General features: G+C 59.5%; 18 protein-coding genes. 8 read left to right on the forward strand and 10 right to left on the reverse strand.

What is annotated here, in order from left to right; genetic code table 11:
• Positions 1–28 precede the first annotated feature (28 nt).
• Together RGV06_RS05210 and RGV06_RS05215 are read left to right on the forward strand one after the other, a co-directional pair.
• Complete coding sequence (locus RGV06_RS05210) at positions 29–1,300, forward strand: OprD family porin (protein WP_322149518.1); 1,272 nt, start codon at positions 29–31, stop codon at positions 1,298–1,300.
• A gap of 92 nt (positions 1,301–1,392) precedes the next feature.
• Positions 1,393–3,102: an amidase gene (locus tag RGV06_RS05215; protein WP_322149519.1), complete on the forward strand. Its 1,710-nt coding sequence runs from the start codon at positions 1,393–1,395 to the stop codon at positions 3,100–3,102.
• A 327-nt stretch (positions 3,103–3,429) separates the two neighbouring features.
• Here RGV06_RS05215 and RGV06_RS05220 read toward each other — a convergent pair whose 3' ends face one another.
• From RGV06_RS05220 to RGV06_RS05260, 9 genes are all read right to left on the reverse strand, one after another.
• Positions 3,430–3,810 (reverse strand): RidA family protein, encoded by a 381-nt coding sequence (locus RGV06_RS05220; protein WP_019829300.1) that lies wholly within the window; start codon positions 3,808–3,810, stop codon positions 3,430–3,432.
• 85 nt (positions 3,811–3,895) lie between these two features.
• The gene (locus RGV06_RS05225; RefSeq protein WP_322149520.1) at positions 3,896–5,716 is read right to left on the reverse strand and encodes a glycoside hydrolase family 28 protein; all 1,821 of its coding nucleotides are present in this window, start codon (positions 5,714–5,716) and stop codon (positions 3,896–3,898) included.
• 41 nt (positions 5,717–5,757) lie between these two features.
• Complete coding sequence (locus RGV06_RS05230) at positions 5,758–6,519, reverse strand: ABC transporter ATP-binding protein (RefSeq protein ID WP_019829298.1); 762 nt, start codon at positions 6,517–6,519, stop codon at positions 5,758–5,760.
• A gap of 11 nt (positions 6,520–6,530) precedes the next feature.
• Positions 6,531–7,370, reverse strand: coding sequence for an ABC transporter ATP-binding protein (locus RGV06_RS05235; protein ID WP_046808990.1), 840 nt, complete (start codon positions 7,368–7,370; stop codon positions 6,531–6,533).
• A 26-nt stretch (positions 7,371–7,396) separates the two neighbouring features.
• The gene (locus tag RGV06_RS05240; RefSeq protein ID WP_019829296.1) at positions 7,397–8,314 is read right to left on the reverse strand and encodes an ABC transporter permease; all 918 of its coding nucleotides are present in this window, start codon (positions 8,312–8,314) and stop codon (positions 7,397–7,399) included.
• Positions 8,315–8,391: 77 nt separating this feature from the next.
• Positions 8,392–10,002 carry an ABC transporter substrate-binding protein gene (locus tag RGV06_RS05245; protein ID WP_322149521.1) on the reverse strand — a complete coding sequence of 537 codons (1,611 nt, stop codon included), beginning with the start codon at positions 10,000–10,002 and terminating at the stop codon, positions 8,392–8,394.
• Positions 10,003–10,046: 44 nt separating this feature from the next.
• Positions 10,047–11,084, reverse strand: a complete 1,038-nt coding sequence (locus tag RGV06_RS05250) for an ABC transporter permease (protein WP_019829288.1) — start codon at positions 11,082–11,084, stop codon at positions 10,047–10,049.
• A gap of 63 nt (positions 11,085–11,147) precedes the next feature.
• Positions 11,148–12,758, reverse strand: coding sequence for an ABC transporter substrate-binding protein (locus tag RGV06_RS05255; RefSeq protein ID WP_019829287.1), 1,611 nt, complete (start codon positions 12,756–12,758; stop codon positions 11,148–11,150).
• 72 nt (positions 12,759–12,830) lie between these two features.
• Positions 12,831–13,985 carry a mandelate racemase family protein gene (locus RGV06_RS05260; RefSeq protein ID WP_019829286.1) on the reverse strand — a complete coding sequence of 385 codons (1,155 nt, stop codon included), beginning with the start codon at positions 13,983–13,985 and terminating at the stop codon, positions 12,831–12,833.
• Positions 13,986–14,355: 370 nt separating this feature from the next.
• On the opposite strand from RGV06_RS05260, the gene RGV06_RS05265 reads away from it, so the two are divergent.
• Complete coding sequence (locus RGV06_RS05265) at positions 14,356–15,081, forward strand: oligogalacturonate-specific porin KdgM family protein (protein WP_019829285.1); 726 nt, start codon at positions 14,356–14,358, stop codon at positions 15,079–15,081.
• An 87-nt stretch (positions 15,082–15,168) separates the two neighbouring features.
• Positions 15,169–15,993 carry an NAD-dependent epimerase/dehydratase family protein gene (locus tag RGV06_RS05270; protein ID WP_019829284.1) on the forward strand — a complete coding sequence of 275 codons (825 nt, stop codon included), beginning with the start codon at positions 15,169–15,171 and terminating at the stop codon, positions 15,991–15,993.
• A gap of 11 nt (positions 15,994–16,004) precedes the next feature.
• On the opposite strand, the gene RGV06_RS05275 is transcribed toward RGV06_RS05270, so the two are convergent.
• Entirely contained in the window at positions 16,005–16,745 is a 741-nt protein-coding gene (locus RGV06_RS05275) for a FadR/GntR family transcriptional regulator (protein ID WP_019829283.1), read from the reverse strand.
• A 170-nt stretch (positions 16,746–16,915) separates the two neighbouring features.
• Here RGV06_RS05275 and RGV06_RS05280 point away from each other — a divergent pair, with 170 nt between their 5' ends.
• From RGV06_RS05280 to RGV06_RS05295, 4 genes are all read left to right on the forward strand, one after another.
• Positions 16,916–17,794: a helix-turn-helix domain-containing protein gene (locus RGV06_RS05280; RefSeq protein WP_019829282.1), complete on the forward strand. Its 879-nt coding sequence runs from the start codon at positions 16,916–16,918 to the stop codon at positions 17,792–17,794.
• Between the two features lie 130 nt (positions 17,795–17,924).
• The gene (locus tag RGV06_RS05285) at positions 17,925–19,283 is read left to right on the forward strand and encodes a glutamine synthetase family protein (RefSeq protein ID WP_322149522.1); all 1,359 of its coding nucleotides are present in this window, start codon (positions 17,925–17,927) and stop codon (positions 19,281–19,283) included.
• Positions 19,284–19,347: 64 nt separating this feature from the next.
• The gene (locus RGV06_RS05290) at positions 19,348–20,415 is read left to right on the forward strand and encodes a polyamine ABC transporter substrate-binding protein (RefSeq protein ID WP_322151838.1); all 1,068 of its coding nucleotides are present in this window, start codon (positions 19,348–19,350) and stop codon (positions 20,413–20,415) included.
• A gap of 50 nt (positions 20,416–20,465) precedes the next feature.
• On the forward strand, positions 20,466–21,764 hold the full coding sequence (locus RGV06_RS05295; RefSeq protein WP_019829279.1) for an NAD(P)/FAD-dependent oxidoreductase: 1,299 nt from the start codon (positions 20,466–20,468) through the stop codon (positions 21,762–21,764).
• The last annotated feature ends 36 nt before the right edge of the window (positions 21,765–21,800 follow it).

Consider the following 21,800-nt stretch of genomic DNA (forward strand, 5'->3'; position numbering starts at 1 on the left):
CCCCAATAACAATAAAAGTGAAACCGCCATGCTCAAGACTGTTCTTCGGGCGCTCAGCGCCTGCACCTGCGTTTTATCCATTGGCCCTGCCCTGGCCAGCGGCTTTATCGATGACAGCCACGCAGACCTGGTGATGCGCAACTATTACTTCGATCGCAACTACGTCAATGCAACACCCCAGGCCGCTGCCCGGGAATGGGCACAGGGGTTTATCCTCAACCTGCGCTCGGGCTACACCGAAGGTCCGGTCGGGTTTGGCCTGGACGCCCAAGGTTTGCTCGGCGTGCGCCTGGACTCCTCACGCGCACGCACCGGCACCGGCCTGTTGCCTTACAACGCCACCACCCGCGAACCTGCCGATGAGTACTCGGAGCTGGGGCTGACAGCCAAGGCCCGCGCCTCCAAAAGCGAGCTGCAACTGGGCACCATCAGCACCTTTTTGCCGATCGCATTCGCCAGCCCTACCCGCCTGCTGCCGCAAACGTTTCGCGGCGCGTATCTGAAGTCTCAGGACATTGACCAACTGACGCTGCATGTCGGCTGGCTGGACCGCATCAACCTGCGCGACTCGACCGACTACCAGAAAATGTCGGTCGGCTCGCCCAATGGCCGCTTCAATGGCGCGGTCGAGTCAAACCGCTTCATGTTTATCGGCGGTGACTACGCCTGGTCACCGCACCTGACCCTCAAGTACTACCACGCTGAACTGGCGCAACTGTACCGCAAGGATTTTTACGGCCTTGTCGATAATCGGCCGATGGGCCCCGGCAGCCTGAAAAGCGATTTCCGCCTTTTTGTCACTGGCGAAGACGGCGCAGCCAAAGCCGGAACGGTGGACAACCGCAATGCGGCGCTGATGCTGACCTACAGCCTGGGCGCCCATAAAATCGGCGCCGGCTACATGCAACTGACCGGCAAGACCGGCATGCCGTATCTGTTTGGTACCGAACCGCTGGTGATCACCGAAGGCACCCTGAGCTCGGAGTTCCTCAACCCCAAGGAGCGCAGTTGGCAGGTGCGCTATGACTACAATTTCGCCGCAATGGGTGCGCCAGGCCTCAACGGTATGCTGCGCTACGTGAGCGGCGACAATATCGAGCTGGCCAGATTCGGCGGCTCGAACCTGAGCGAGAGCGAAAAGGACATCGAGGTGTCATACGTGCTGCAGAGCGGACCGCTCAAGGACCTCTCCCTGCGGTTGCGCAACGCCTGGTACCGCAACGATTTCACGGCACAGGCCAGCCATCGGGATGACAACGAACTGCGGGTCAATATCGATTACACCTGGAAGCTGTGGTGACGATTTACGACAACAATTGCGACATGGGCTGGCTGAGCAGGCAGGACTTTAGATAAGCTCTGCCACCCCCATCAGCAACCAGCGGTAAGCGCATGATTGAAGTCACCGAGGTTTCCATAGCCCAACTGCGCGCCGCGCTAGAATCCGGCCAAACCACGGCGGTCGAGCTGGTGCAGGCCTATCTCGCACGGATCGACGCCTACGACACCCCGGACACCCCTACCGCGCTCAATGCGGTGGTGGTGCGCAACCCGCAAGTGCTGATCGAGGCTCAGGCATCCGATGCCCGCCGAGCCAAGGGCCAGACCCTTGGCCCGCTGGATGGCATCCCCTATACCGCCAAGGACAGTTATCTGGTCAAGGGCCTGACCGCAGCGTCAGGCAGCCCGGCCTTCAAGGACCTGGTGGCGTATCGCGATGCGTTCACCATCGAGCGGCTGCGCGCCGCCGGTGCCATCTGTCTGGGCAAGACCAACATGCCGCCCATGGCCAACGGCGGGATGCAGCGCGGCGTTTATGGCCGTGCCGAAAGCCCGTACAACGCCGACTACCTCACGGCCCCCTTCGCTTCCGGTTCGTCCAACGGCGCAGGCACGGCCACGGCGGCCAGCTTCTCGGCATTCGGCCTGGCGGAAGAAACCTGGTCGAGCGGACGCGGCCCGGCTTCCAACAATGGTTTGTGCGCCTACACCCCGTCACGGGGTGTGATCTCGGTGCGCGGCAACTGGCCGCTGACGCCGACCATGGACGTGGTGGTGCCGTTTACCCGAACCATGGCCGACCTTCTGGAAGTGCTCGATGTGGTGGTGGCTGAAGACCCGGACACCCGTGGCGATTTGTGGCGCCTGCAACCCTGGGTGCCCATCCCGAGTGTCGCTTCGGTGCGTCCGGCTTCTTATGCCGAGCTCAATGCCAATGGCGCCGCCCTGGCGGGCAAACGCTTTGGTGTGCCGCGCATGTACATCAATGCCGACCCAGAGGCGGGTACCAGTGAAGCACCGGGTATCGGCGGCCCTACGGGGCAGCGCATCATCACCCGCGCCTCGGTGATTGACCTGTGGCAAGCCGCGCGCAAAGCCATCGAAGCCCAGGGCGGCGAAGTGATCGAAGTCGACTTCCCGCTGGTATCCAACTGCGAAGGCGACCGCCCTGGTGCCCCGACGGTGTTTACCCGTGGGCTGGTGTCCAAAGCGTTTTTGCATGATGAACTGTGGGAGCTGTCGGCCTGGGCGTTTGACGACTTCCTGCGGGCCAACGGCGATCCAAAACTGAACCGTTTGGCCGATGTCGATGGCCCGCAGATATTCCCTCACGACCCGGGCACCCTGCCCAATCGCGAAGACGAACTGGCGGCGGGCATGGACGAATACGTGCGCATGGCCGAGCGCGGGATTACCCCGTGGGACCAGATCAGCACCGTCCCGGACGGCCTGCGCGGCCTTGAGCAGACGCGTCGAATCGACCTGGAAGACTGGATGGACCGGTTGAGGCTCGATGCCGTGCTGTTCCCGACTGTGGCCGACGTGGGTCCGGCGGATGCGGATGTCAATCCGGCCTCGGCGGACATCGCCTGGAGCAATGGCGTGTGGGTGGCCAACGGCAACCTGGCGATTCGGCATTTGGGCGTGCCTACGGTTACGGTGCCAATGGGCGTGATGGCGGATATCGGCATGCCGGTGGGGCTGACCTTTGCGGGCCGTGCGTATGACGATTCGGCGTTACTGCGTTTTGCATCGGCGTTTGAGGCTACGGGCTCCAAACGAGTGATCCCGCCGCGTACGCCGCCGTTGTCGGGTCGTTAACAGGAGAGTCTCGTCAGCGGTTGTAAATCCGTGCTGACTTTACGACGGCTGCGTCGGGGATCGCAGCCTCGCACGGCTCGTCAGCGGCTACAGATTCACGTTTACCCCGCTGTAGTCGTTGACGAGTAGAACGAGGCTACGTTCGATCGCGAAGCGGTCGCAAATCCGGTACACGCGGTATGCCTGACTAACCGTGGAAGCTGACTTTACGACTGCTGCGCAGCCGGTCGCAGCCTCGCACGGCTCGTCAGCTGCTACGGGCCGTGATTGTCGCCCGAAAGTCGAAACCGCTTTATCGCTGCAAATGCGAAATCAATAGGCCGTGTATCAGCCCTTCGCAGCCATCGCCGTCACTTCTACCCGCATCCCTTCAACCGCCAACGAGGCCACGCCCACCGCGGCACGCACCGGCCACGGCTTGGCAAAGAATCGTTTGTACACTTCGTTAAACGCCGCACGATCAGCCATGTCGGTCAGGTAGATAGTCAGGTGCAACACCCGGTCCATCGAGCTGCCCGCCTTCTCCAGCGCTACCTTGAGCGCCTGCAGGGTGCATTCGCTCTGCTCGACAATCCCGCCCAGCTCAAGGCTGCCGTCAGCACGGGTCGGGATCTGGGTGGACATCAGGATGCCGCCGAAACCGGCAACATCCGATGAGATGGAGTCAGCATCAGGATCGGGAACAAACGTCAGGTCGTGATTACTCATGGGAGTCTCTTGTTTGAGTTAAACAAGGATTGTCGCGTGTGCCAGCACCGTCGACAACCCTTGCCAGGATCACACTACCCCAACGCTACAACGGCCCGGGTTCCACACCCTTGAAGCTCAACCCCTGGCTGTCGCTCACTTGCCAGGGGTTGGTCCCGCCCGTATCGGTAAACACCACCTCTGCGAACTGCGAGTCTTTCAAGCCGTCAATCCGCGCTTTGGCCGGGCCGCTGAAACGCACCCGCTCGAAAACCAACCCTTCGTGATAAGCGCTGTTTTTACTGTCGCCCTTGACCTCAATTGACGCTCCCCGGGCGTTCTCGACACTCACGTCGGAGACGCGAATATCACGGAACTGCCCCGGCACCGTGGAGCGCCGGTAGTCGAGTTTGGCGTTCGGGTCGTTGTAGTCGAGGGTGAAAATAAACGCCTGTTTGACCGTGTTGCGAATCGCAGAATCGCGGAAGGTGACGTTGCGCGCACCGCCATCCATGAAGTTGGTGCTCTTCATGCGCAGCCCCGCATCGGTGCCGTCCGAGACGTTGTCTTCTGCAAGGATGTTTTGAATCCAGGCGCCTGTATGGCTGCCGGCCACAACCATGCCGTGGCCCTTGCGGAAGAAGTTGTTGAAGATCCAGGCATCTTCCTGGGGCTTCTGATGCACCGCATCGGCCCCGGTGCCCGCGGCGAAGTTGACGCAGTCATCACCGGTGTCGAAAAAGTTGTTGAACACCATGGCGCCCTTGCTGTTCGCAAACTCGATGCCATCGCCATTGTTGGCGTCGTAGGTCTTGTGCGTGGTGTTGGCCAGCACCACGTTTTCGGTCTCCAGGTTCATGATTCCGTGGTAGGCCGGATTGAGCACGGTGAAGCCGCCATAAAACACATTCTTCACGTCACGCAAGGTGATCAATGAGGAACGCATCTGCCCATACGCATCCTTGACGTTCATGCCGCGGGCAACGGCTTGCTCCACCTGGGCCTTGGCCAAAACGCCGTCCAGCATGTAGCGGGTGTTATCGCTGGGCAGGTAGAACGGCAGCGCCTGACCCGTCTCGTCCAGCACATCGGCCTGGCGCTTCCAGCCATTGCCGTCGATGGTGCCCGGGCCGACGATACGAATATTTTCGAAGCGCTGGTGCTGCTTCGGATCTCTGGGCAACGCGTTAATCAAGGATGCCGGCCGCACGGTGGTGGAATACGGATACTGGATATAACCCGCCAGCGGATAGTCTTCGGCCCGCTCTGAGCCCAGCAACGTGGCACCTTCAGCCATTTGCAGGGTCATGTTGCTCTTGAGGTAAAGCGCCCCGCTTTTGTAGATGCCCTTGGGCAGCAGCACTTTGCAGCCGACGGTACAGGCGTCGATGGCGCTCTGGATGGCCTGCGTATCGAGGCTGCTGCCGTCGCCCTTGGCGCCGTACTGCATGACGTCAAAGACCGCAGGCACAGGGGTGGTGCGTTGCTCCACGGCCGGGCTGTCGACCGATTCCTGGCCATCAGCCCCTACCGAACGCACGGTAAAACGGTACGGGGTGTCCGGCTTGAGGCCCTGTGCGGTGTAGCTGTGGATGCCGATGCGATGGTGAAAGTTGGCCTTGTCCTGCTCGTAGAAGCGGTTGATGTAAGGCTTGGCGGGCGACACCCGGTCGTTGTTGGCGTTGCTGCTGCCCAGCAGCACGCCATTGGTGTAAACCCGATAATCCTTGACCGCAGCATGGTCTGCCGGTTTTTCCCAGACCAGAATGATCTCCTGATCATCAAAGGCCAGGGTCGGCACTTGCACCTTCACTGGCGCCTGCAACGCGGCCCACAGCGGCAGGCTGAACCCCAGCGCCAGGGTGGCCACCGCCGACCGAGTCAGCACCCGCCGGGGTAAAGCAGTCGTCGTGTTTTGATCCAACATGTTGTCTTCCTTATTGTTGTGAATCGTCACGCCAGAGCCGTTTAAGCCGATGCCTGACTGAAATCGCGACTGGCCTGCACCAGCATTTGGGTATAGGCGTGGACCGCCGAGTCCTGACTCAGGGCCTTGCTGTCCAGCAGTTCAACGATTTTGCCCTGCTGCATCACGGCCACCCGATCACACAGGTGCGTCACCACCCCCAGGTCGTGGGTCACCATCAAGTACGTGAGTTTTTCCCGTTCACGCAGGTCCGTGAGCAGATTGAGAATCTCGGCCTGCACCGAAACATCCAGGGCCGAGGTAGGTTCATCCAGCAGCAGCACCCGTGGCTCCAGAATCAGGGCCCGGGCAATGGCCACCCGCTGACGCTGACCACCGGACAGTTGATGGGGATAGCGATAACGGAAACTGTCATTCAGACCGACCTTGAGCAGGATTTCATTGATCCGGTCATCCTTGTCCCCAACCCCGTGAATGATCAGCGGTTCGCGCAGGGCGGTGTCGATGGTGTGGCGCGGATGCAGGGAGCCGTAGGGGTCCTGGAAGACCATCTGCACCTTGCGAAAATGCTCCTTGGACAGTTTGTGCTGCAACGGCACGCCAGCAATGCTCAGCTCGCCACTCCAGTGCCGGTACTGTCCGGCCAGGCAGCGCAGGACCGTGGTCTTGCCGGAGCCGGACTCCCCCACCAGACCAAAGGATTCGCCATCGGCGACACTCAGATTGACATCCTGCAACACGTGGTTATGAGCCGCGCCTGCACCAAAGCTCAGGTTCAGCGAACGGGCTTGAATCATGGACATGACGGGTTTCCTCAGTGGGTCAGCCAAAGCGGGTCACGCTGCAGCACCGGCAGGCGCACACGGCGATTATCCATGCTGGGCAGCGCAGCCAGCAGGCCACGGGTATAGGGGTGCTGGGCATTTTGCAGGTCGCAGGCAGCAAGAGACTCCACCACCCGCCCGGCATACATCACCAGCACACGGTCGCAGTAGTTGCGCACCAGATTCAGGTCGTGGCTGACAAAGATCAGCCCCATCTCCTGCTCCTCGACCAGCTCCTCGAGCACGCTGAGTACCTGCTGGCGAACGGAAACATCAAGGGCAGAAGTCGGCTCGTCGGCGATGATCACTTCCGGCCGCGTGATGACCATCATCGCGATCATGATGCGTTGCCCCATGCCCCCGGACACTTCGTGGGGGTACAGGCCGTAGACCCTTTTTGGATCACGAATATGCACTTTTTCGAGCATTTCCATGACCCGTTCCCGGGCCTCGCTGCGGCTGGCCTTGTGATGGGCCAGGTAGGCTTCGGCGATCTGGTCGCCGACTTTGACCACCGGGTTCAACGAGTACTTGGGGTCTTGCATGACCATGGAAATGCGCTGCCCGCGAATCTTCTGCATGGCCTTTTCACTGGCACTGAGCAGGTCGACTTCGCAAAATTGCAGGGTGTTGGCGGTGATCCGGGTGCTGCTCGGGTGCAACTTGAGCAGGCTGCGCCCGACCGTCGACTTGCCCGAACCGGACTCGCCGACAATGGCCAGCTTTTCCCGACCCAGGGTGAAGGACACATCGCGCACGGCATGGGTTTCTTTCTGGCCGTTGACGAAGCGCACATTGAGCCCTTCGACGACCAGTTTATGGGTGGACACGGTATTCGCAGACATAGGGCCTCCAGTTACTCGCTACGCGGATCGAGAATGTCCCGCAGGCCATCGCCCAACAGGTTGAATGCCAGGCTGACCAGCATGATCGCGGCCCCTGGAACTGCGACCAGCCACCAGCACTCGAGCATGTAGCGCCGACCCGTGGAGATCATCGCGCCCCACTCCGGCGACGGTGCCTGGGCCCCAAGCCCAAGGAAGCCCAGGGCGGCGGCAGTGAGGATGATCCCGGCCATGTTCATGGTCAGGCGGATGATCACCGACGACAGGCACATCGGCACGATGTGACGCAGGATGATCCGCGCAGGCGAGGCGCCTTGCAGCTCGACGGCGACCACAAAGTCGGCCTTGCGCAGGGACAGGGTTTCGGCCCGAGCCAGTCGTGCGATAGGCGGCCAGGACGTCAGTGCAATAGCGACCACCGCATGCTCCAGGCCAGGGCCCAGTGCTGCGATAAAGGCCAGCGCCAGTACCAGGCTTGGAAAGGAGATGAAAATATCGGTCAGGCGCATGAACACCGTGTCGACGATGCCGCCGAAATAACCGGAGACGGTGCCGATAAACAGGCCGATGGGCCCGACGATCACCGTCACCAGGGTGATGATGTACAGGGTGATGCGCGAACCGTAGACCAGCCGACTGAACACATCGCGGCCGTATTCATCGGTGCCGAACCAGTGGGCGGCACCCGGCGGCTGCAGGGCGTCGGCCAGGTTCTGCGCGACGGGGTCATGGGTGGCAATCCAGGGTGCGAACGTCGCCACCACAATCAGCAACAGGGCGACCAGCAGCCCGGCCAATGTCATGGGGTTGCGCAGCAGATGGCGCAGCACCCGCAGACCGTTCTTGCACAGGGCATCGAAACTGGATGCCGGAGCATGGTGCAACGGCTGTTTGAGGCTGGAATCGGTAGAAGACATGGTGGGAATCATCGGCATGTTCTCGGATTGAAATCAGGTTCACCGGATACGCCCGCAGGCGCGTCCGGCAGCACTTCGCGGGTGAACACTCAGCGTTCCTTGTAGACCCCCAGATAACGGGTGGCCTCGGCGTCATCACCCGTAAACCCCTTGATATCGGAAGCGCTCACGACGGTGTCGGTCATTTGCGAAATCATCATGATCGGGCCCACTTCCTGGTCGTAGAGGTTCTGCGCCTGGTGGTACAGGCTCACCCGCTGGCTGGCGTCACGCTCCACCCCGGCCTTGTCGATCAGGCTATTGATCTGCGGGCTAGAAAACGAAGCACGCCAGCCCTGGAAATTTGGCAAGCCTGCGTCATCGCTGTTGTCGGGGTTGTAGACGAAGGTGCGCAAGCTGAAGTACGGATGCGGGTAACGTTCGGCGCCACGGGCGACGATGATGTCGAAGTTGCGCGCACGCATCGCGCCATACACCTGGTTACCCGTACCGGTGACGATGCTGGCCTTGATCCCGCCTTCGGCCAGGGTTGATTGCAGGCGCGCAGCGATGTCAATAAAGGGTGGCTCGGACAAGGTGCGGATGGTGGTGGTGAAACCCTGCGGGTAACCGGCTTCGGCCAGCAGTTTTTTCGCCTCCGCCACGTCCATGTGATACCCAGGATCCGGCAAGCGTGCTTCCAGGCTCAATTGCATCGGTTGCTGGTTGAGCTTGCCGTAGTAGGGCATCACCTGCTCATCCAGGCCCTTGTAGTCGATGAGGTTGCGCACCGCTTCACGGACCTTGGGTTTGGCAAACTCGGGCTGCTTCATGCTCATGGCCACGTAGTACATGGTGCCCCGGGGTAACGATTGCACCTGAAGCTTCGGTGAACCGTCGATGGCGCGAATGTCCGGCGCCGCCATGCCGTAGGCCAGGTCCAGATCCCCACGCTCAAGCATCAGGCGCAGGGACTGGGACTCGGTCATGTGCCGCACCACCACACGCTTGAGCTTGGCCGCGCCACCCCAGTAGCCATCAAAGCGGGTCAATAACAGCGAGTCATTGGCGCTCCACTTGGTCAGCACGAAAGGACCGCTGCCCGCTTCGTTGGTCACCAGCCAGCCTGCGCCAAGATCACCGTTCTTTTCATGGGCCAGGGCCGTCACGCGGTCCACCACCACGGCACTGGGCGAGATCGCCAGGGAGTCCACCAACAGCAGTGGATCCATGACCTGCGGCAGGTCAATGACCAGGGTGTGGTCATCTGTGGCGCGGATCAGCGACTGAATATTGTCGACGTTGTAGCCGTAAGCCTTCCAGGTCGTGGCCAGGCCAAAGTTGAGTTTCATCACCCGGTACAGCGACCAGGCCACGTCTTCGGCGGTCAGCGAATTGCCGGAGTGGAACTTCACGTCCTGGCGCAAATGAAAGGTCACCTGCTTGCCGTCTTCACTGACCTCCCAGCGCTCGGCCAACTGCGGCACGTGACGCTCGGGGTTGCCCTGGTCACGCTTGATCAGGGTGTCGTAGAGGTTGGCATTGACGCCCGAGGCGTCAAGACCGGGCGCATTGGCCGGGTCTATGGAGAACAAATTAACCATGCTCATGCCGACAATCAGCTGGTCGGCCGGGGTCTTGGCATTGACCGCGCCCGTCGCGCCCAACGCCAGAACAGCTGCCAGCAGACTCATATGCACTGTCGAAAATGCAGTCTTCATTCAAAAATCCTTCTTCTTATAGTTATTAAGGTGCTGCAGTCGGACTAGCGGGTGCGCGGATCAAACACCTTGTACAAGGCATCACTGATCAGGTTGAGCGCGACGAAGATCAAGCCGATTACCAGTACGCATCCCATCACGGCATTCATGTCGCCGAGCATCAGGCTGCTGGTCAGGTACTGGCCGAAACCGGGCCAGGCAAATACCATCTCGATCAATACCGCGCCTTCGAGCAGCGACCCGTAAGCCAGGGCCACGACCGTCAGCAGTTGCACCAGGATGTTGCGAAAGGCATGCCCCCAGACCACCTGGCGCCGGGACAGACCCTTGACCCGCGCCGTAATGATGTATTCCTGGGAGAGTTGTTCGAGCATGAAGCTGCGTGTCATGCGACTGATGTAGGCCACCGAGTTGAGGCCCAGAATCAGTGCAGGCAACAGGATGTGGCGCATGGCGCTGGCAAACGCATCCCAGTCCCGGGCCAGGCTGGTGTCGATGAGCAGCAACCCGGTCACTTCGGGCACCATGCCGTCGTAGGCCAGGTCGATGCGTCCTGCCCCACCCGCCCATCCAAGCCAGGCGTAGAACACCAGAAGGCCCATCATGCCCAGCCAGAAGATCGGCGTGGAGTAACCGAACAGTGTGATGACCCGGGCAATATGGTCACCCATGCGCCCCTGGTTACTGGCAGCGCAGACCCCCAACGGCAACCCGATGAGCACCCCGAACAGGATCGCCAGCGTTGCCAGTTCGATGGTTGCCGGGAAGACCCGCAGAATGTCTTCAAGCACCGGATGACCGGTTAACAGCGCGTTACCGAAATTGCCGTGCAGCAGGTCATTGAGGTACAGGCCGAACTGGGTCCAGATCGGCTTGTCCAGGCCCATTGCCCGGTAGACCTGGTCATAGGTGGAACTGTCCGCGTCCGGCCCGACCACCGCCAGGACCGGGTCCAGCGGCATGACCCGGCCAATCACGAACGTCAGAGCCAGCAGGCCGAGCAAGGTCACCAGGACCGTGCTGACCCGCCGGGCGGCGTTGGAAGTACGCGCTCCCAACACAGAGGCTGTCGAAACAAACATAGTGAACTCCTGATCTATCGGGCACCGGTGCACCAAGGACGCGGGCGTTTACCCGCGCCACTTTCAGCGATTTTTGTAGACGTCTTTGTAGCGCGTGGTCGCCGCCGTATGGCCCTGGAAATCAACCACATCGCCGTATACCAGCACCGTGTCAGTCATCTGCGAGACAGGCAGGATGGCCCCGACCTGCTGGTCGAGTTGCTCCTGAATCTCGCGGTACTGGGCCAGTTGCTTGGCGGCATCGGGCTCCACTTCGGCGCTTTCGATCAGGGTGTTCAGTTCCGGGCTGTAGAACGATGTGCGCCAGCCCTGGAAGTTGCTGAGCTTGGCTTCATCGCGGTTGTCGGGGTTATAGACCAGGGTGCGCAGGCTGGAATGGGGATGGCGTTCAGCACCGCCGCCGCCACGGCCGACGATGATGTCAAAGGACCTGTCGCGCATGGCGCCGTAAACTTGGTTGCCGGTGCCGGTGATGATGCTGGCCTCGATCCCGGCCTGGGCCAGAGTCGATTGAAGGCTGGAGGCGATGTTGATAAACGGCGGCTCGGTCAGCACCCGGATAGAAGTCTTGAAACCGTTGGGATAGCCCGCTTCGGCCAGGAGCTTTTTGGCTTGATCGACGTTCAACTGGTAGCCCGGATCGGGCAGCCGTGCGGGTAGCCCCAAGGGCAAAGGCCGCTGATTGATCACGCCGTAGTGCGGCATCACGGTCTGGTTGATGCCCTGATAATCGATCAGCGAACGCACGGCCTGGCGAACCCGGGCATCGGCAAACATCGGCTGCTTCACGCTCAAGGCCACGTAGTAAAGGGTGCCGCGCTGCAGGCTTTGGGTACGTATATCGGGATTTTTTTGCAGGGCCTGGATATCCGGGGCAGACATGCCTTTGGCGATATCCAGATCACCGCGCTCGATCATCAGCCGCAAGGACTGCGACTCCGTCATGTTGCGCATGACGATACGCTTGAGCTTGGCCGGGCCACCCCAATAGCCATCGAAACGGGTCATCAGAATCACGTCATTGGCGCGCCAGTCGTTCAGCACGAATGCCCCGCTGCCAGCCGCATGGGTCACCAGCCAGGCGGCACCCAAATCATTGTTCTTTTCGTGCTCCAGGACTTTTTTACGGTCCAGGATAAAGGCACTGGGGGACGTCGCCAGCGTATTGAGCACCAGCATCGGGTCGGTGGGCCGGGCCAGTTCAATCACAACGGTGTTGGGGTCAGTGGCGCGGATCAGGCGGTCAACATTGTCGGCACTGAATCCGTAAGCCTTCCAGGTCGAAGCCAGAGCCAGGTTGAGTTTGAGTACCCGTTGCAACGACCAGACAACATCGTCGGCGCTCAAAGGATTGCCTGACTGGAACTTCACATCGGAGCGCAGGTTAAAGGTCAGGGTCTTGCGGTCATCACTGACCTGCCAGCGTTCAGCCAGCGCGGGCAACAGACGATCGGGCTGTGCCACATCCTGCACCAGCAGCATGTCGTACAGATTGGCATTGATCTCCGACACATCCAGGCCAGTGGCTGCCGCCGGATCCAGGGATAACAGGTTGATCATGCTCATGCCGACAATCAGCTGGTCGGCCGGAGTCTTGGCATACGTCACAGGTACTGCAGTGACCGCCAGGGCCATCGCCAATACCCGCGCCCAAAGCAAAGGGGAAATGCTCATGGTGAGAGTGCCTTTCTTATAGTTATAGGGCGCTCGGACAACCCGGTTTTTACCGGGTTAGCCGGGTACACATCAGAAGCTTTTGAGCGTGTTGGTCTCGATGAAATCGAAATCGATTTCTTCACCCAGCCCTGGCAAATCGGACAGATGAACAAACCCGTCACTGTCCATCGGGTCGACCAGGCGCTTGAGATACGCGGGTACTTCGTCGTAATCCAGGTACGGGTGCAGCAAGCCGCGCTCATACCAGGTGCAGTTCTTGATGGCCCCGACCACCGCCAGGTTGGCGGCACCGTTGCCGTGGATCTCGCAATCCATGCCGAACGACTCCGCCATGTGCGCGACCTTCAGGCACGGCGCAATTCCACCGACCCCGGCAACGCCTGCGCGCAAAATATCGCACACGTCGTTCTTGACCCAACTGGCACGACTCAGGTGCTTGCCACCCAGGCTTTCCGGGCCCAGCACCGGAATATCCAGCTGCCCCGCCAACCAGGCATAGGACTCGGCGGAGTCTTCCATCATGGGCTCTTCAAACCAGGCAAAATTGAGTTTTTCCAATTCGCGACCGATGTACAGCGCGTCAGTGCGGCTGTACCAGTGATAACCATCGAGCATCAGGGCGATGTCCGGCCCCACTGCCTCGCGCACGGCGGCGCAGGCTTTGACATCCATGCGCGGGCTCGGGGCGAAGGACACCGGCGGCATCCAGGTATGCAGCTTGATCGCCTTATAGCCTCGCTCGACCAGCGTCTGGGCAAACCGGCCATAATCTTCTGGCGTCGCCAGACCACCCGGTAATTCATCACCGCACATGGTTGACCCATACGCAGGCACCTTGTCGCGGAAACCACCAATGAGTTTGTGCACCGGCACGCCCAGCTTGCGGCCTGCCCAATCCCACAACGCCTGCTCGACCAGTGCCAGTGCGCGGTCGGTCAACTGGCTGGCGCTGCCACGTTGCCAGTGCGCCAGCTCATGCCAGATCTTTTCGCGATCAAATGCGTTTTGCCCCACCAGCACTTTGCGCACAAAGCCATCGAGCACATACGGCCTGATCAATTCGGGAGCTCCGAAGGCATACCCCTCGTTGCCGTCTTCGGTCTGGATCCGCAGCAGCGCCATTTGTGCCTGGGCGACATCACCGGGATGGGCATGGCCGGCGCTGTCTACTGCGCGGCGAGTGGGATAGGAAAAAACCTGGACGTTGACTGCGGTAATTCTCATGGACGTGGTTCGCCTTTTTATTGGGTGTGTATCAGAGCAATCGCCTGTCGACATGATCATAAGTCATCGTACAACTATTGAAAAGACACTGATAAACATCCTTTAAAAATGCACACCGCTCCTGAAAATCGCATCAAAGCCCCAATTTACTGGGGCTTAAAGGACAACATCGAGATAACTCATCCATCACCACGGCTGAGTAAAACATCAACATATGTAACAAGATGTTACCAAAGCACCTATAACCCATAGACTCGTTACATGTCGTACGATAACGTATATCGGCGCGCAACATTTGATCCGCCCGTAACAACTGATTGGTAGCAGCCGTTTCAAACGAACCCCAAAAAAAACAATAAAAGAAGGCCGTATGAACAACCCTCTACGTACGCTCGTTACTGTCGCGACCCTGTGCCTGCCCTTCTACGTCAGTGCCGATTCCGCCAGCATCAATTACCGGCACCAGATGACTGAGGAAGACAGCGCCCACGCCGACAGAATCAAGCTGGGCTACCGCTTGGACAGTGGTCTGGGCTTTGAAGCAGAAATGAAATACCGCACGGCCGGCGATCGCAAAGACGTCGCCTACGACAACATGGTCAACAACGGCCATGAGTTCACCGTCAGCTACAACCACAAGTTGAGCCCGCAATCGACGTTGACACCGGCGTTTCAGATGGACAGTTCGAAGGACTCGACCTCTTACAAGTTCGGCCTCAAGTACACCTACAAAATCAACGACACCTTCTACGTCGCGACCCGCTATCGCATGGACATGAAGAAACTCGACCGTGACCAGGTCAACAGCGACCTGCCCGATCACATCAAGGATGACCAGGACACTCACCGTATCGAAGGTTGGGTGGGCTACACCCCGGCCGGTAAGTGGGCTTTTGAATACCAGGCCATCTATTTCAAAACCAACTACATCCGCTACGACAACAAGAAGAGCGATTACGAGCAGAACCTGATCGTGAAGTACAAGATCAACAAGCAGTGGGCTCCGTTCATGGAGATCGGCGACGTCAAGGTCAACTCAACCTCCGACGACCGTCAGGCCCGCTGGCGTCTTGGCGTCCAGTACAACTTCATGTAATGCGCGTGCTGCCTGGCGTACGCGCATCGTGCGCCAGGCAGGCCTGTGCCACCCGGACCTGAATCCCCATCAAAGGACGACCTGACCATGACAACACCGCTCTCTTCTAACAAACCCTTCAACCGCATTCTGCTCACCGGCGCCGCCGGTGGCCTGGGCCAGATACTCAGAGAAACCCTGCAGGCTCACGCCACCATCGTTCGAATCTCGGATATCAGCCCGATGGCGCCCAGTCAGGGTGAACATGAGGAAGTCATCACCTGCAACCTGGTCGACAAAGCCGCCATTACGGCACTTGCCAAGGATGTGGACACCATCGTTCATTTGGGCGGGATTTCAGTTGAGCGCCCCTTTGAAGAAATTCTCGAGGCCAATATTCGCGGCACCTTTCACATTTATGAGGCTGCGCGCATCCACGGGATCAAGCGGATCGTCTTTGCCAGCTCCAACCACGTGACAGGTTTCTATCCCCAGGACACGCCGCTGGATGCCCACTCCCAACGTCGTCCCGATGGCTATTACGCGCTGTCCAAGTCTTACGGCGAAGACATGGCAACCTTCTACTTGCACCGGTATGGCATCGAGACGGTGAGCCTGCGTATTGGTTCTTCGTTTACCGCACCCCGCAATACCCGAATGCTGTCGACCTGGCTGAGCTACTCCGACCTTGAACACTTGGTAGAGCGCGCCTTGCTGGCACACGACGTCGGCCATAGTGTGGTCTACGGTGTTTCCGATAACAGGGATGTGTGGTGGAGCAACCGCCATGCCTCGCACCTGGGCTTTGCGCCGCAGGACACTTCAGAACCGTTTCGCCCACAGTTCGAACAACAGCCCGAACTGGCGGCTGATGACCCAAACCGGCTGTATCAGGGCGGGGCCTTTGCGGTTGCCGGGCCTTTCGGCGAGTGAAGCGCCAGCACTCATCCCTTCAGGCTTGACTCATACGCCTTGCGCATCCGCTCACGGCTGTTGGAGAGGTGCAAACGCATCGCCGCACGGGCTGCATCGGAGTCGCGCCGGGCAATGGCCTTGTAAATGTCCTCATGCTCGCGGCTCAACCGCTCCAGATAAGGGCCCGCATCACTGGTATGGCGCGTTGAATGCAGCCGGGTGCGCGGGATGATGCTGAGCCCGAGGTGCAACATGATGTCGGTGAAGTAACGATTACCCGTGGCCAACGCGATCTGCTGGTGAAACTGGAAGTCCGCAGACACGGCGTAATCGACACTGACTGCCGGTGAATTCAGGGCATCCAGCGAGTCGCGCATCAGTTGCAGCTGTTGATCCGTTCGCCGCGAGCACGCCAGGCCTGCAGCCTCTACTTCCAGGCTGATGCGCAACTCAAGCACAGCCAGCACGTCATGCAGCGTCACAATGCTGTCAGGGTCGATATAAAAACCGCTGGCGCTCGGGATGTCCCGCACAAAGGTGCCAATGCCATGCCGGGTTTCTACAAGCCCGCTGGCCTGCAATCGGGAAATAGCCTCGCGCACCACCGTACGGCTGACACCGTGCTCCTGCATGACCTGCGACTCGGTCGGCAGTTTTGCAGCACGTGCCAACTCACCCTCTCGGATCCGCCGGGAAAGCTCAGTAACCAGATCCTCGGCCAGGCTGCGATGCTTTTGGCGAGCTCGGGGTTGGACGTTCGGATTGTCCATCAAGTGCCTTTACTTCTGCTGGCGAATGAACTGCCATCATAGCTCAAGCAGTTGTACGACAACATGCCTAAGCACTGAGACCTGCTCCATCCGTGTCTTGCGCGGCCTTTTTTCCGCTGATAGGGTCTGCTGACAATACCTGCCCAAGCAGGAACACGAGGAAGCAAGCCATGCAGATTCAATCCCACAACACGGCGGACGTGGATCAGCAACTGGTGATTGCAGGCTGGCAGGAACACTACCAACAAATGTCGGCGGGGTATTTCCAGGGCAAGGTGGTGCACCTGCAACTCAACGGCATCGAGGTGTTTGAGGAGCAGATGAACACCCGCATCGAGCAGCATTTTCATGCACCCGCTGCCTCGCTGGTGTTCAGTTTTGACACGCAAAACGGCTCGCTCTATCTGCTCAACGAAGAAACCCAGAACACCTGGATCACCCCGGAAAACTACAAGGAAGTCTCGGTCGTCATCGGCCCCCGCTACCTCAGGCAACTGGAAAACCTGAGCAACCTCGATGGCCTGTTCCTCACGCCGCTGGTGTCCCAGCAAAGCCGCATTTTTGGTCGCTGGTTAAGCAGCACCTTGCAGCAACTGGCCGTCGATGATTCGCCCCTGCCCGACGAAAGCCTGGCCCAGCAACTGGTCGACGATTGCCTGTATATCCTCGACTGCCCGCGCCAGACCCTCGATCACAGCCAGCAAAAACACCTGGCCCATGACCGACGCCTGATCCAGCGCGTATTCGACCTGGTCATGACCGCCCCCCAGGAACACTTCAACGTGCTGCAACTGGCCAATGCCGCCGGGGTATCCGTGCGTCAGTTGCAACACAGTTTCACGTCCTTTACCGGCGTCTCGCCCAGCCAGTGGCAACGTTTGCGCCGACTGAATTTTGCCCGCCGCGACTTGCTGCGCCTTTGTCCCGCCCAAACCACCGTGGCAGAAATCGCCATGCGCTGGTCGTTCTGGCACCTGGGCCGGTTCTCGGAAACCTACCGCACACTGTTCGGCGAACTGCCCAGCAGCACCCTGTTGCGCCCCCGCTAGCGCACCAAAACAGGGCATTAATTAAAACGCAAATCGGATAGAAGCCTGCCGTCCCACGATTGCACTATCACCTCGCGACACGGAACTGAGCAGCCAGGGGGCGCTCAGGCATTTCCCTGCAAGAGGCGTTATGAAAGGCAATCTGGATCGACTGAGTCACTGGCTTAAAGAAAACAAAATCACTGAAGTCGAGTGCCTGATCTCTGATCTGAGCGGCATCGCCCGGGGCAAAATCTCTCCCACCAACAAGTTCCTCAACGAGCAAGGCATGCGCCTGCCGGAGAGTGTCTTGTTGCAGACAGTGACCGGCGATTACGTAGAAGACGATATCTACTACGAACTGCTGGACGCAGCGGATATCGACATGCACTGCCGTCCCGATCAGGACGCCGTGTTTATCGTGCCCTGGGCAACAGAGCCCACGGCACAGGTCATTCACGACACCTATGACAAACGGGGCAATGCGATTGAACTGTCGCCACGCAACTTGCTGAAGAAGGTGTTGAGCCTGTACACGGCGCGCGGATGGAAGCCCATTGTTGCCCCCGAAATGGAGTTCTACCTGACCCAGCGCAGCCCCGACCCGGACTACCCGCTTAAGCCGCCAGTGGGTCGCTCCGGCCGCCAGGAAACCGGACGCCAGTCGTATTCAATCGAGGCCACCAACGAATTCGACCCGTTGTTTGAAGACATGTACGACTGGAGCGAAGCTCAGGGGCTGGATCTGGATACCCTGATTCACGAAGAAGGCACGGCGCAGATGGAGATCAACTTCCGTCATGGCGCGGCGCTGTCCCTGGCTGACCAGATCATTATTTTCAAGCGCACCATGCGTGAGGCAGCGCTCAAGCATGACGTGAACGCAACGTTCATGGCCAAGCCCATGACCGGCGAGCCCGGCAGCGCGATGCATGTACATCAGAGCGTGGTGGATCTTGAGACAGGCAAGTCGGTGTTCTCCAACCCCGATGGCAGCATGAGCGAGCTGTTTATGCACCACATTGGCGGCCTGCAAAAGTACATCCCCGAAACCCTGCCGCTGTTCGCCCCAAACGTGAACTCGTTCCGCCGTTTCCTTCCCGACACCTCGGCCCCGGTCAACGTCGAGTGGGGCGAAGAAAACCGCACCGTGGGCCTGCGCGTCCCTGACTCGGACCCGCAAAACCGTCGCGTTGAAAACCGTCTGGCCGGTGCCGATGCCAACCCCTACCTGGCCCTGGCCGCCAGCCTGCTCTGCGGTTACGCCGGGATGGTCGAGGGCATTGAGCCGAGCGCTGCAGTCGTTGGCCGTGGTTATGAGCGCCGTAACCTGCGCCTACCACTGACTCTGGAGGCTGCGCTGGAATGCATGGAACAGTCGGACATGGCCAAAAAGTACCTCGGCGAGCGCTTTACCAAGGGCTTTGTGGCCGTCAAACGGGTCGAGCACGAGAACTACAAGCAGGTCATCAGTTCCTGGGAGCGCGAGTTCCTGTTGTTTAGCGTGTAGCGCTTAACGCCTTCCAAAATGGACTCACAGAATGGACATGTGGATGAAACGTATTGCTAAAAAAATGATGTTCATAAGCTGCTTCGCCCTCGCCGGCCAGGCCTCGGCGCAAGACACGGTCAATATCTATAACTGGACGGACTACATCGCCGAAGACACTCTGGTCAACTTCCAGCGCGACACCGGCATCAAACCGATTTATGACGTGTTTGATTCCAACGAAACCCTTGAGGGCAAGTTGCTCGCCGGGCGTACCGGGTATGACGTGGTGGTGCCCAGCAACCACTTCCTGGGACGACAGATCAAGGCCGGGGTGTTTCAGAAGCTCGACAAGTCGCAGATCCCCAACTGGAAGAATCTAGACCCGACCTTGTTGGCCAGGCTGCAAGCCAACGACCCGGGCAATGAGTACGCAGTGCCCTACCTGTGGGGCACCAACGGCATTGGCTACAACGTCGATAAAGTCAAACAGGTGCTGGGCATCGACAAAATCGACTCTTGGAGCGTGCTGTTCGAGCCTGAAAACCTCAAGAAGCTGAAAAGCTGCGGCGTTGCCTTCATGGATTCTGCGGACGAAATAATGCCCTCGATGCTCAACTATCTGGGGCTCAACCCCCGTAGCCTGGAGCTCAAGGACTACAAGATCGCCGAGAAAAAACTGGAGCCGCTGCGCCCTTACATCAGCTACTTCCACTCCTCCAAGTACGTAACGGACCTGGCCAACGGCGACATCTGCATTGCCTTCGGTTATTCGGGTGATGTGTATCAGGCGATCCATCGTGCGCAAGAGGCCGGTAACGGCGTAAACGTTGCCTACGTGGTGCCCAAGGAAGGCGGCAACCTGTGGTTCGACATGCTGACCATCCCGGCCGATGCCAAGAACCCTGAACAAGCCCACGCTTTTATCAATTACATGCTCAAGCCCGAAGTGATTGCCGGTATCAGCGAGTACGTGGGTTACGCCAACGCCAACACCGCGGCCACGGCCTTGATGAAAGACGAAATCACCCACAACCCGTCGATTTATCCGCCCGAGTCAGTGCAGGCCAAGCTCTATGTGTCATCGGAGCTGCCGCCAGACCTTATGCGCTGGATGACCCGTTCGTGGAATAAGTTCAAGTCCGGTCGTTAATCCTGTGCAGGGCATCAATGGGTGCCCTTCAACTCAGTAGGCAGTTTTTTATGACGCCCATGATGTCTTTACCGCACACCTATTACAGCGCCACGCGCAACCAGCAGCTCGACTGCCCGCCCCTTGCAGGCCATGTGCAGGCCGACGTCTGCATTATTGGGGCAGGCTTTACCGGTTTGAACACAGCCATTGAGCTGGCGGAACGGGGGCATTCAGTGATTGTGCTTGAGGCGCGGCAAATCGCTTGGGGGGCCACAGGCCGAAACGGCGGTCAACTGATCCGCGGGGTTGGCCACGACCTGGATGCCCACGAAAAAACCATCGGCCGCGAAGGCGTCACGGTACTCGAGCGATTGGGGCTGGACGCGGTGGATCTGGTGCGCCAGCGCGTAGAAAAACACGGCATTGATTGTGATTTGCGCTGGGGCTTTTGCGAGCTGGCCAATACCCCGGGCCATGTTGAAAATCTCGTGGCAGAGCAGGCGTCCCTGCAACGACTGGGGTATCAGCACAAGGTGGAACTGGTCGAGCGCGCGGACATGCATCGCGTTGTCGCTTCAGACCGCTACCTCGGCGGGCTGATCGATCAAGGCTCGGGGCATTTGCACCCGCTCAACCTGGCTCTGGGCGAAGCCAGAGTCGCTCAGCAGCTTGGGGTCCGGATTTACGAGAACAGCGCCGCGACCCGTATCGACTATGGCAGTCAAGTTCGTGTGCACACGGCCAACGGCGTGGTGCAGGCAAAGACTCTGGTACTCGCTGGCAACGCCCATCTCGGTGATCTGGAACCTGCGCTCAGCGGCAAAATTTTGCCCGCAGGCAGTTACGTGATTGCCACTGAGCCCTTAAACGAGGACTTGGCGCAAACCCTGATTCCCGAGAACCGGGCACTGTGCGATCAACGTGTGGGGCTTGATTACTATCGTTTGTCGGCTGACCGGCGCTTGCTGTTTGGCGGTGCGTGTCACTACTCCGGGCGTACGCCCAAGGATATTGCGGGGTATATGCGCCCCAAAATGCTTGACGTGTTTCCGCAGCTGGCCGGCAAAACCATCGACTTTCAGTGGAGCGGCATGATCGGCATTGGCGCCAACCGGCTGCCACAGATTGGCCGGTTGCAGGCCCATCCCAACGTGTTTTATGCCCAGGCCTATGCCGGGCATGGCATCAACACCACCCATATGGCGGCGCGGCTGGTTGCACAGGCCATCAGCCTTGAACACAGCCAGGGTTTTGACCTGTTCGCCCGCGTACCGCACCTGACATTCCCCGGGGGCAAGCACCTGCGCTCACCTTTGTTGGCGCTGGGCATGCTCTGGTACCGACTCAAGGAAATCGCGGGGCATTGATGCATCCATGGTCACCAATAAGCCTGTGATCCATTA

Origin of the sequence: Pseudomonas sp. CCI3.1 (assembly GCF_034313985.1) — a bacterium.
GTDB classification, from domain to species: domain Bacteria; phylum Pseudomonadota; class Gammaproteobacteria; order Pseudomonadales; family Pseudomonadaceae; genus Aquipseudomonas; species Aquipseudomonas psychrophila.

Coding starts and splice junctions, on each gene's coding strand:
- RGV06_RS05210 (WP_322149518.1), top strand. CDS start 29: ATGCTCAAGACTGTTCTTCGGGCGCTCAGCGCCTGCACCTGCGTTTTA.
- RGV06_RS05215 (WP_322149519.1), top strand. CDS start 1,393: ATGATTGAAGTCACCGAGGTTTCCATAGCCCAACTGCGCGCCGCGCTA.
- RGV06_RS05220 (WP_019829300.1), bottom strand. CDS start 3,810: ATGAGTAATCACGACCTGACGTTTGTTCCCGATCCTGATGCTGACTCC.
- RGV06_RS05225 (WP_322149520.1), bottom strand. CDS start 5,716: ATGTTGGATCAAAACACGACGACTGCTTTACCCCGGCGGGTGCTGACT.
- RGV06_RS05230 (WP_019829298.1), bottom strand. CDS start 6,519: ATGTCCATGATTCAAGCCCGTTCGCTGAACCTGAGCTTTGGTGCAGGC.
- RGV06_RS05240 (WP_019829296.1), bottom strand. CDS start 8,314: ATGATTCCCACCATGTCTTCTACCGATTCCAGCCTCAAACAGCCGTTG.
- RGV06_RS05245 (WP_322149521.1), bottom strand. CDS start 10,002: ATGAAGACTGCATTTTCGACAGTGCATATGAGTCTGCTGGCAGCTGTT.
- RGV06_RS05250 (WP_019829288.1), bottom strand. CDS start 11,084: ATGTTTGTTTCGACAGCCTCTGTGTTGGGAGCGCGTACTTCCAACGCC.
- RGV06_RS05255 (WP_019829287.1), bottom strand. CDS start 12,758: ATGAGCATTTCCCCTTTGCTTTGGGCGCGGGTATTGGCGATGGCCCTG.
- RGV06_RS05260 (WP_019829286.1), bottom strand. CDS start 13,985: ATGAGAATTACCGCAGTCAACGTCCAGGTTTTTTCCTATCCCACTCGC.
- RGV06_RS05265 (WP_019829285.1), top strand. CDS start 14,356: ATGAACAACCCTCTACGTACGCTCGTTACTGTCGCGACCCTGTGCCTG.
- RGV06_RS05270 (WP_019829284.1), top strand. CDS start 15,169: ATGACAACACCGCTCTCTTCTAACAAACCCTTCAACCGCATTCTGCTC.
- RGV06_RS05275 (WP_019829283.1), bottom strand. CDS start 16,745: ATGGACAATCCGAACGTCCAACCCCGAGCTCGCCAAAAGCATCGCAGC.
- RGV06_RS05280 (WP_019829282.1), top strand. CDS start 16,916: ATGCAGATTCAATCCCACAACACGGCGGACGTGGATCAGCAACTGGTG.
- RGV06_RS05285 (WP_322149522.1), top strand. CDS start 17,925: ATGAAAGGCAATCTGGATCGACTGAGTCACTGGCTTAAAGAAAACAAA.
- RGV06_RS05290 (WP_322151838.1), top strand. CDS start 19,348: ATGATGTTCATAAGCTGCTTCGCCCTCGCCGGCCAGGCCTCGGCGCAA.
- RGV06_RS05295 (WP_019829279.1), top strand. CDS start 20,466: ATGACGCCCATGATGTCTTTACCGCACACCTATTACAGCGCCACGCGC.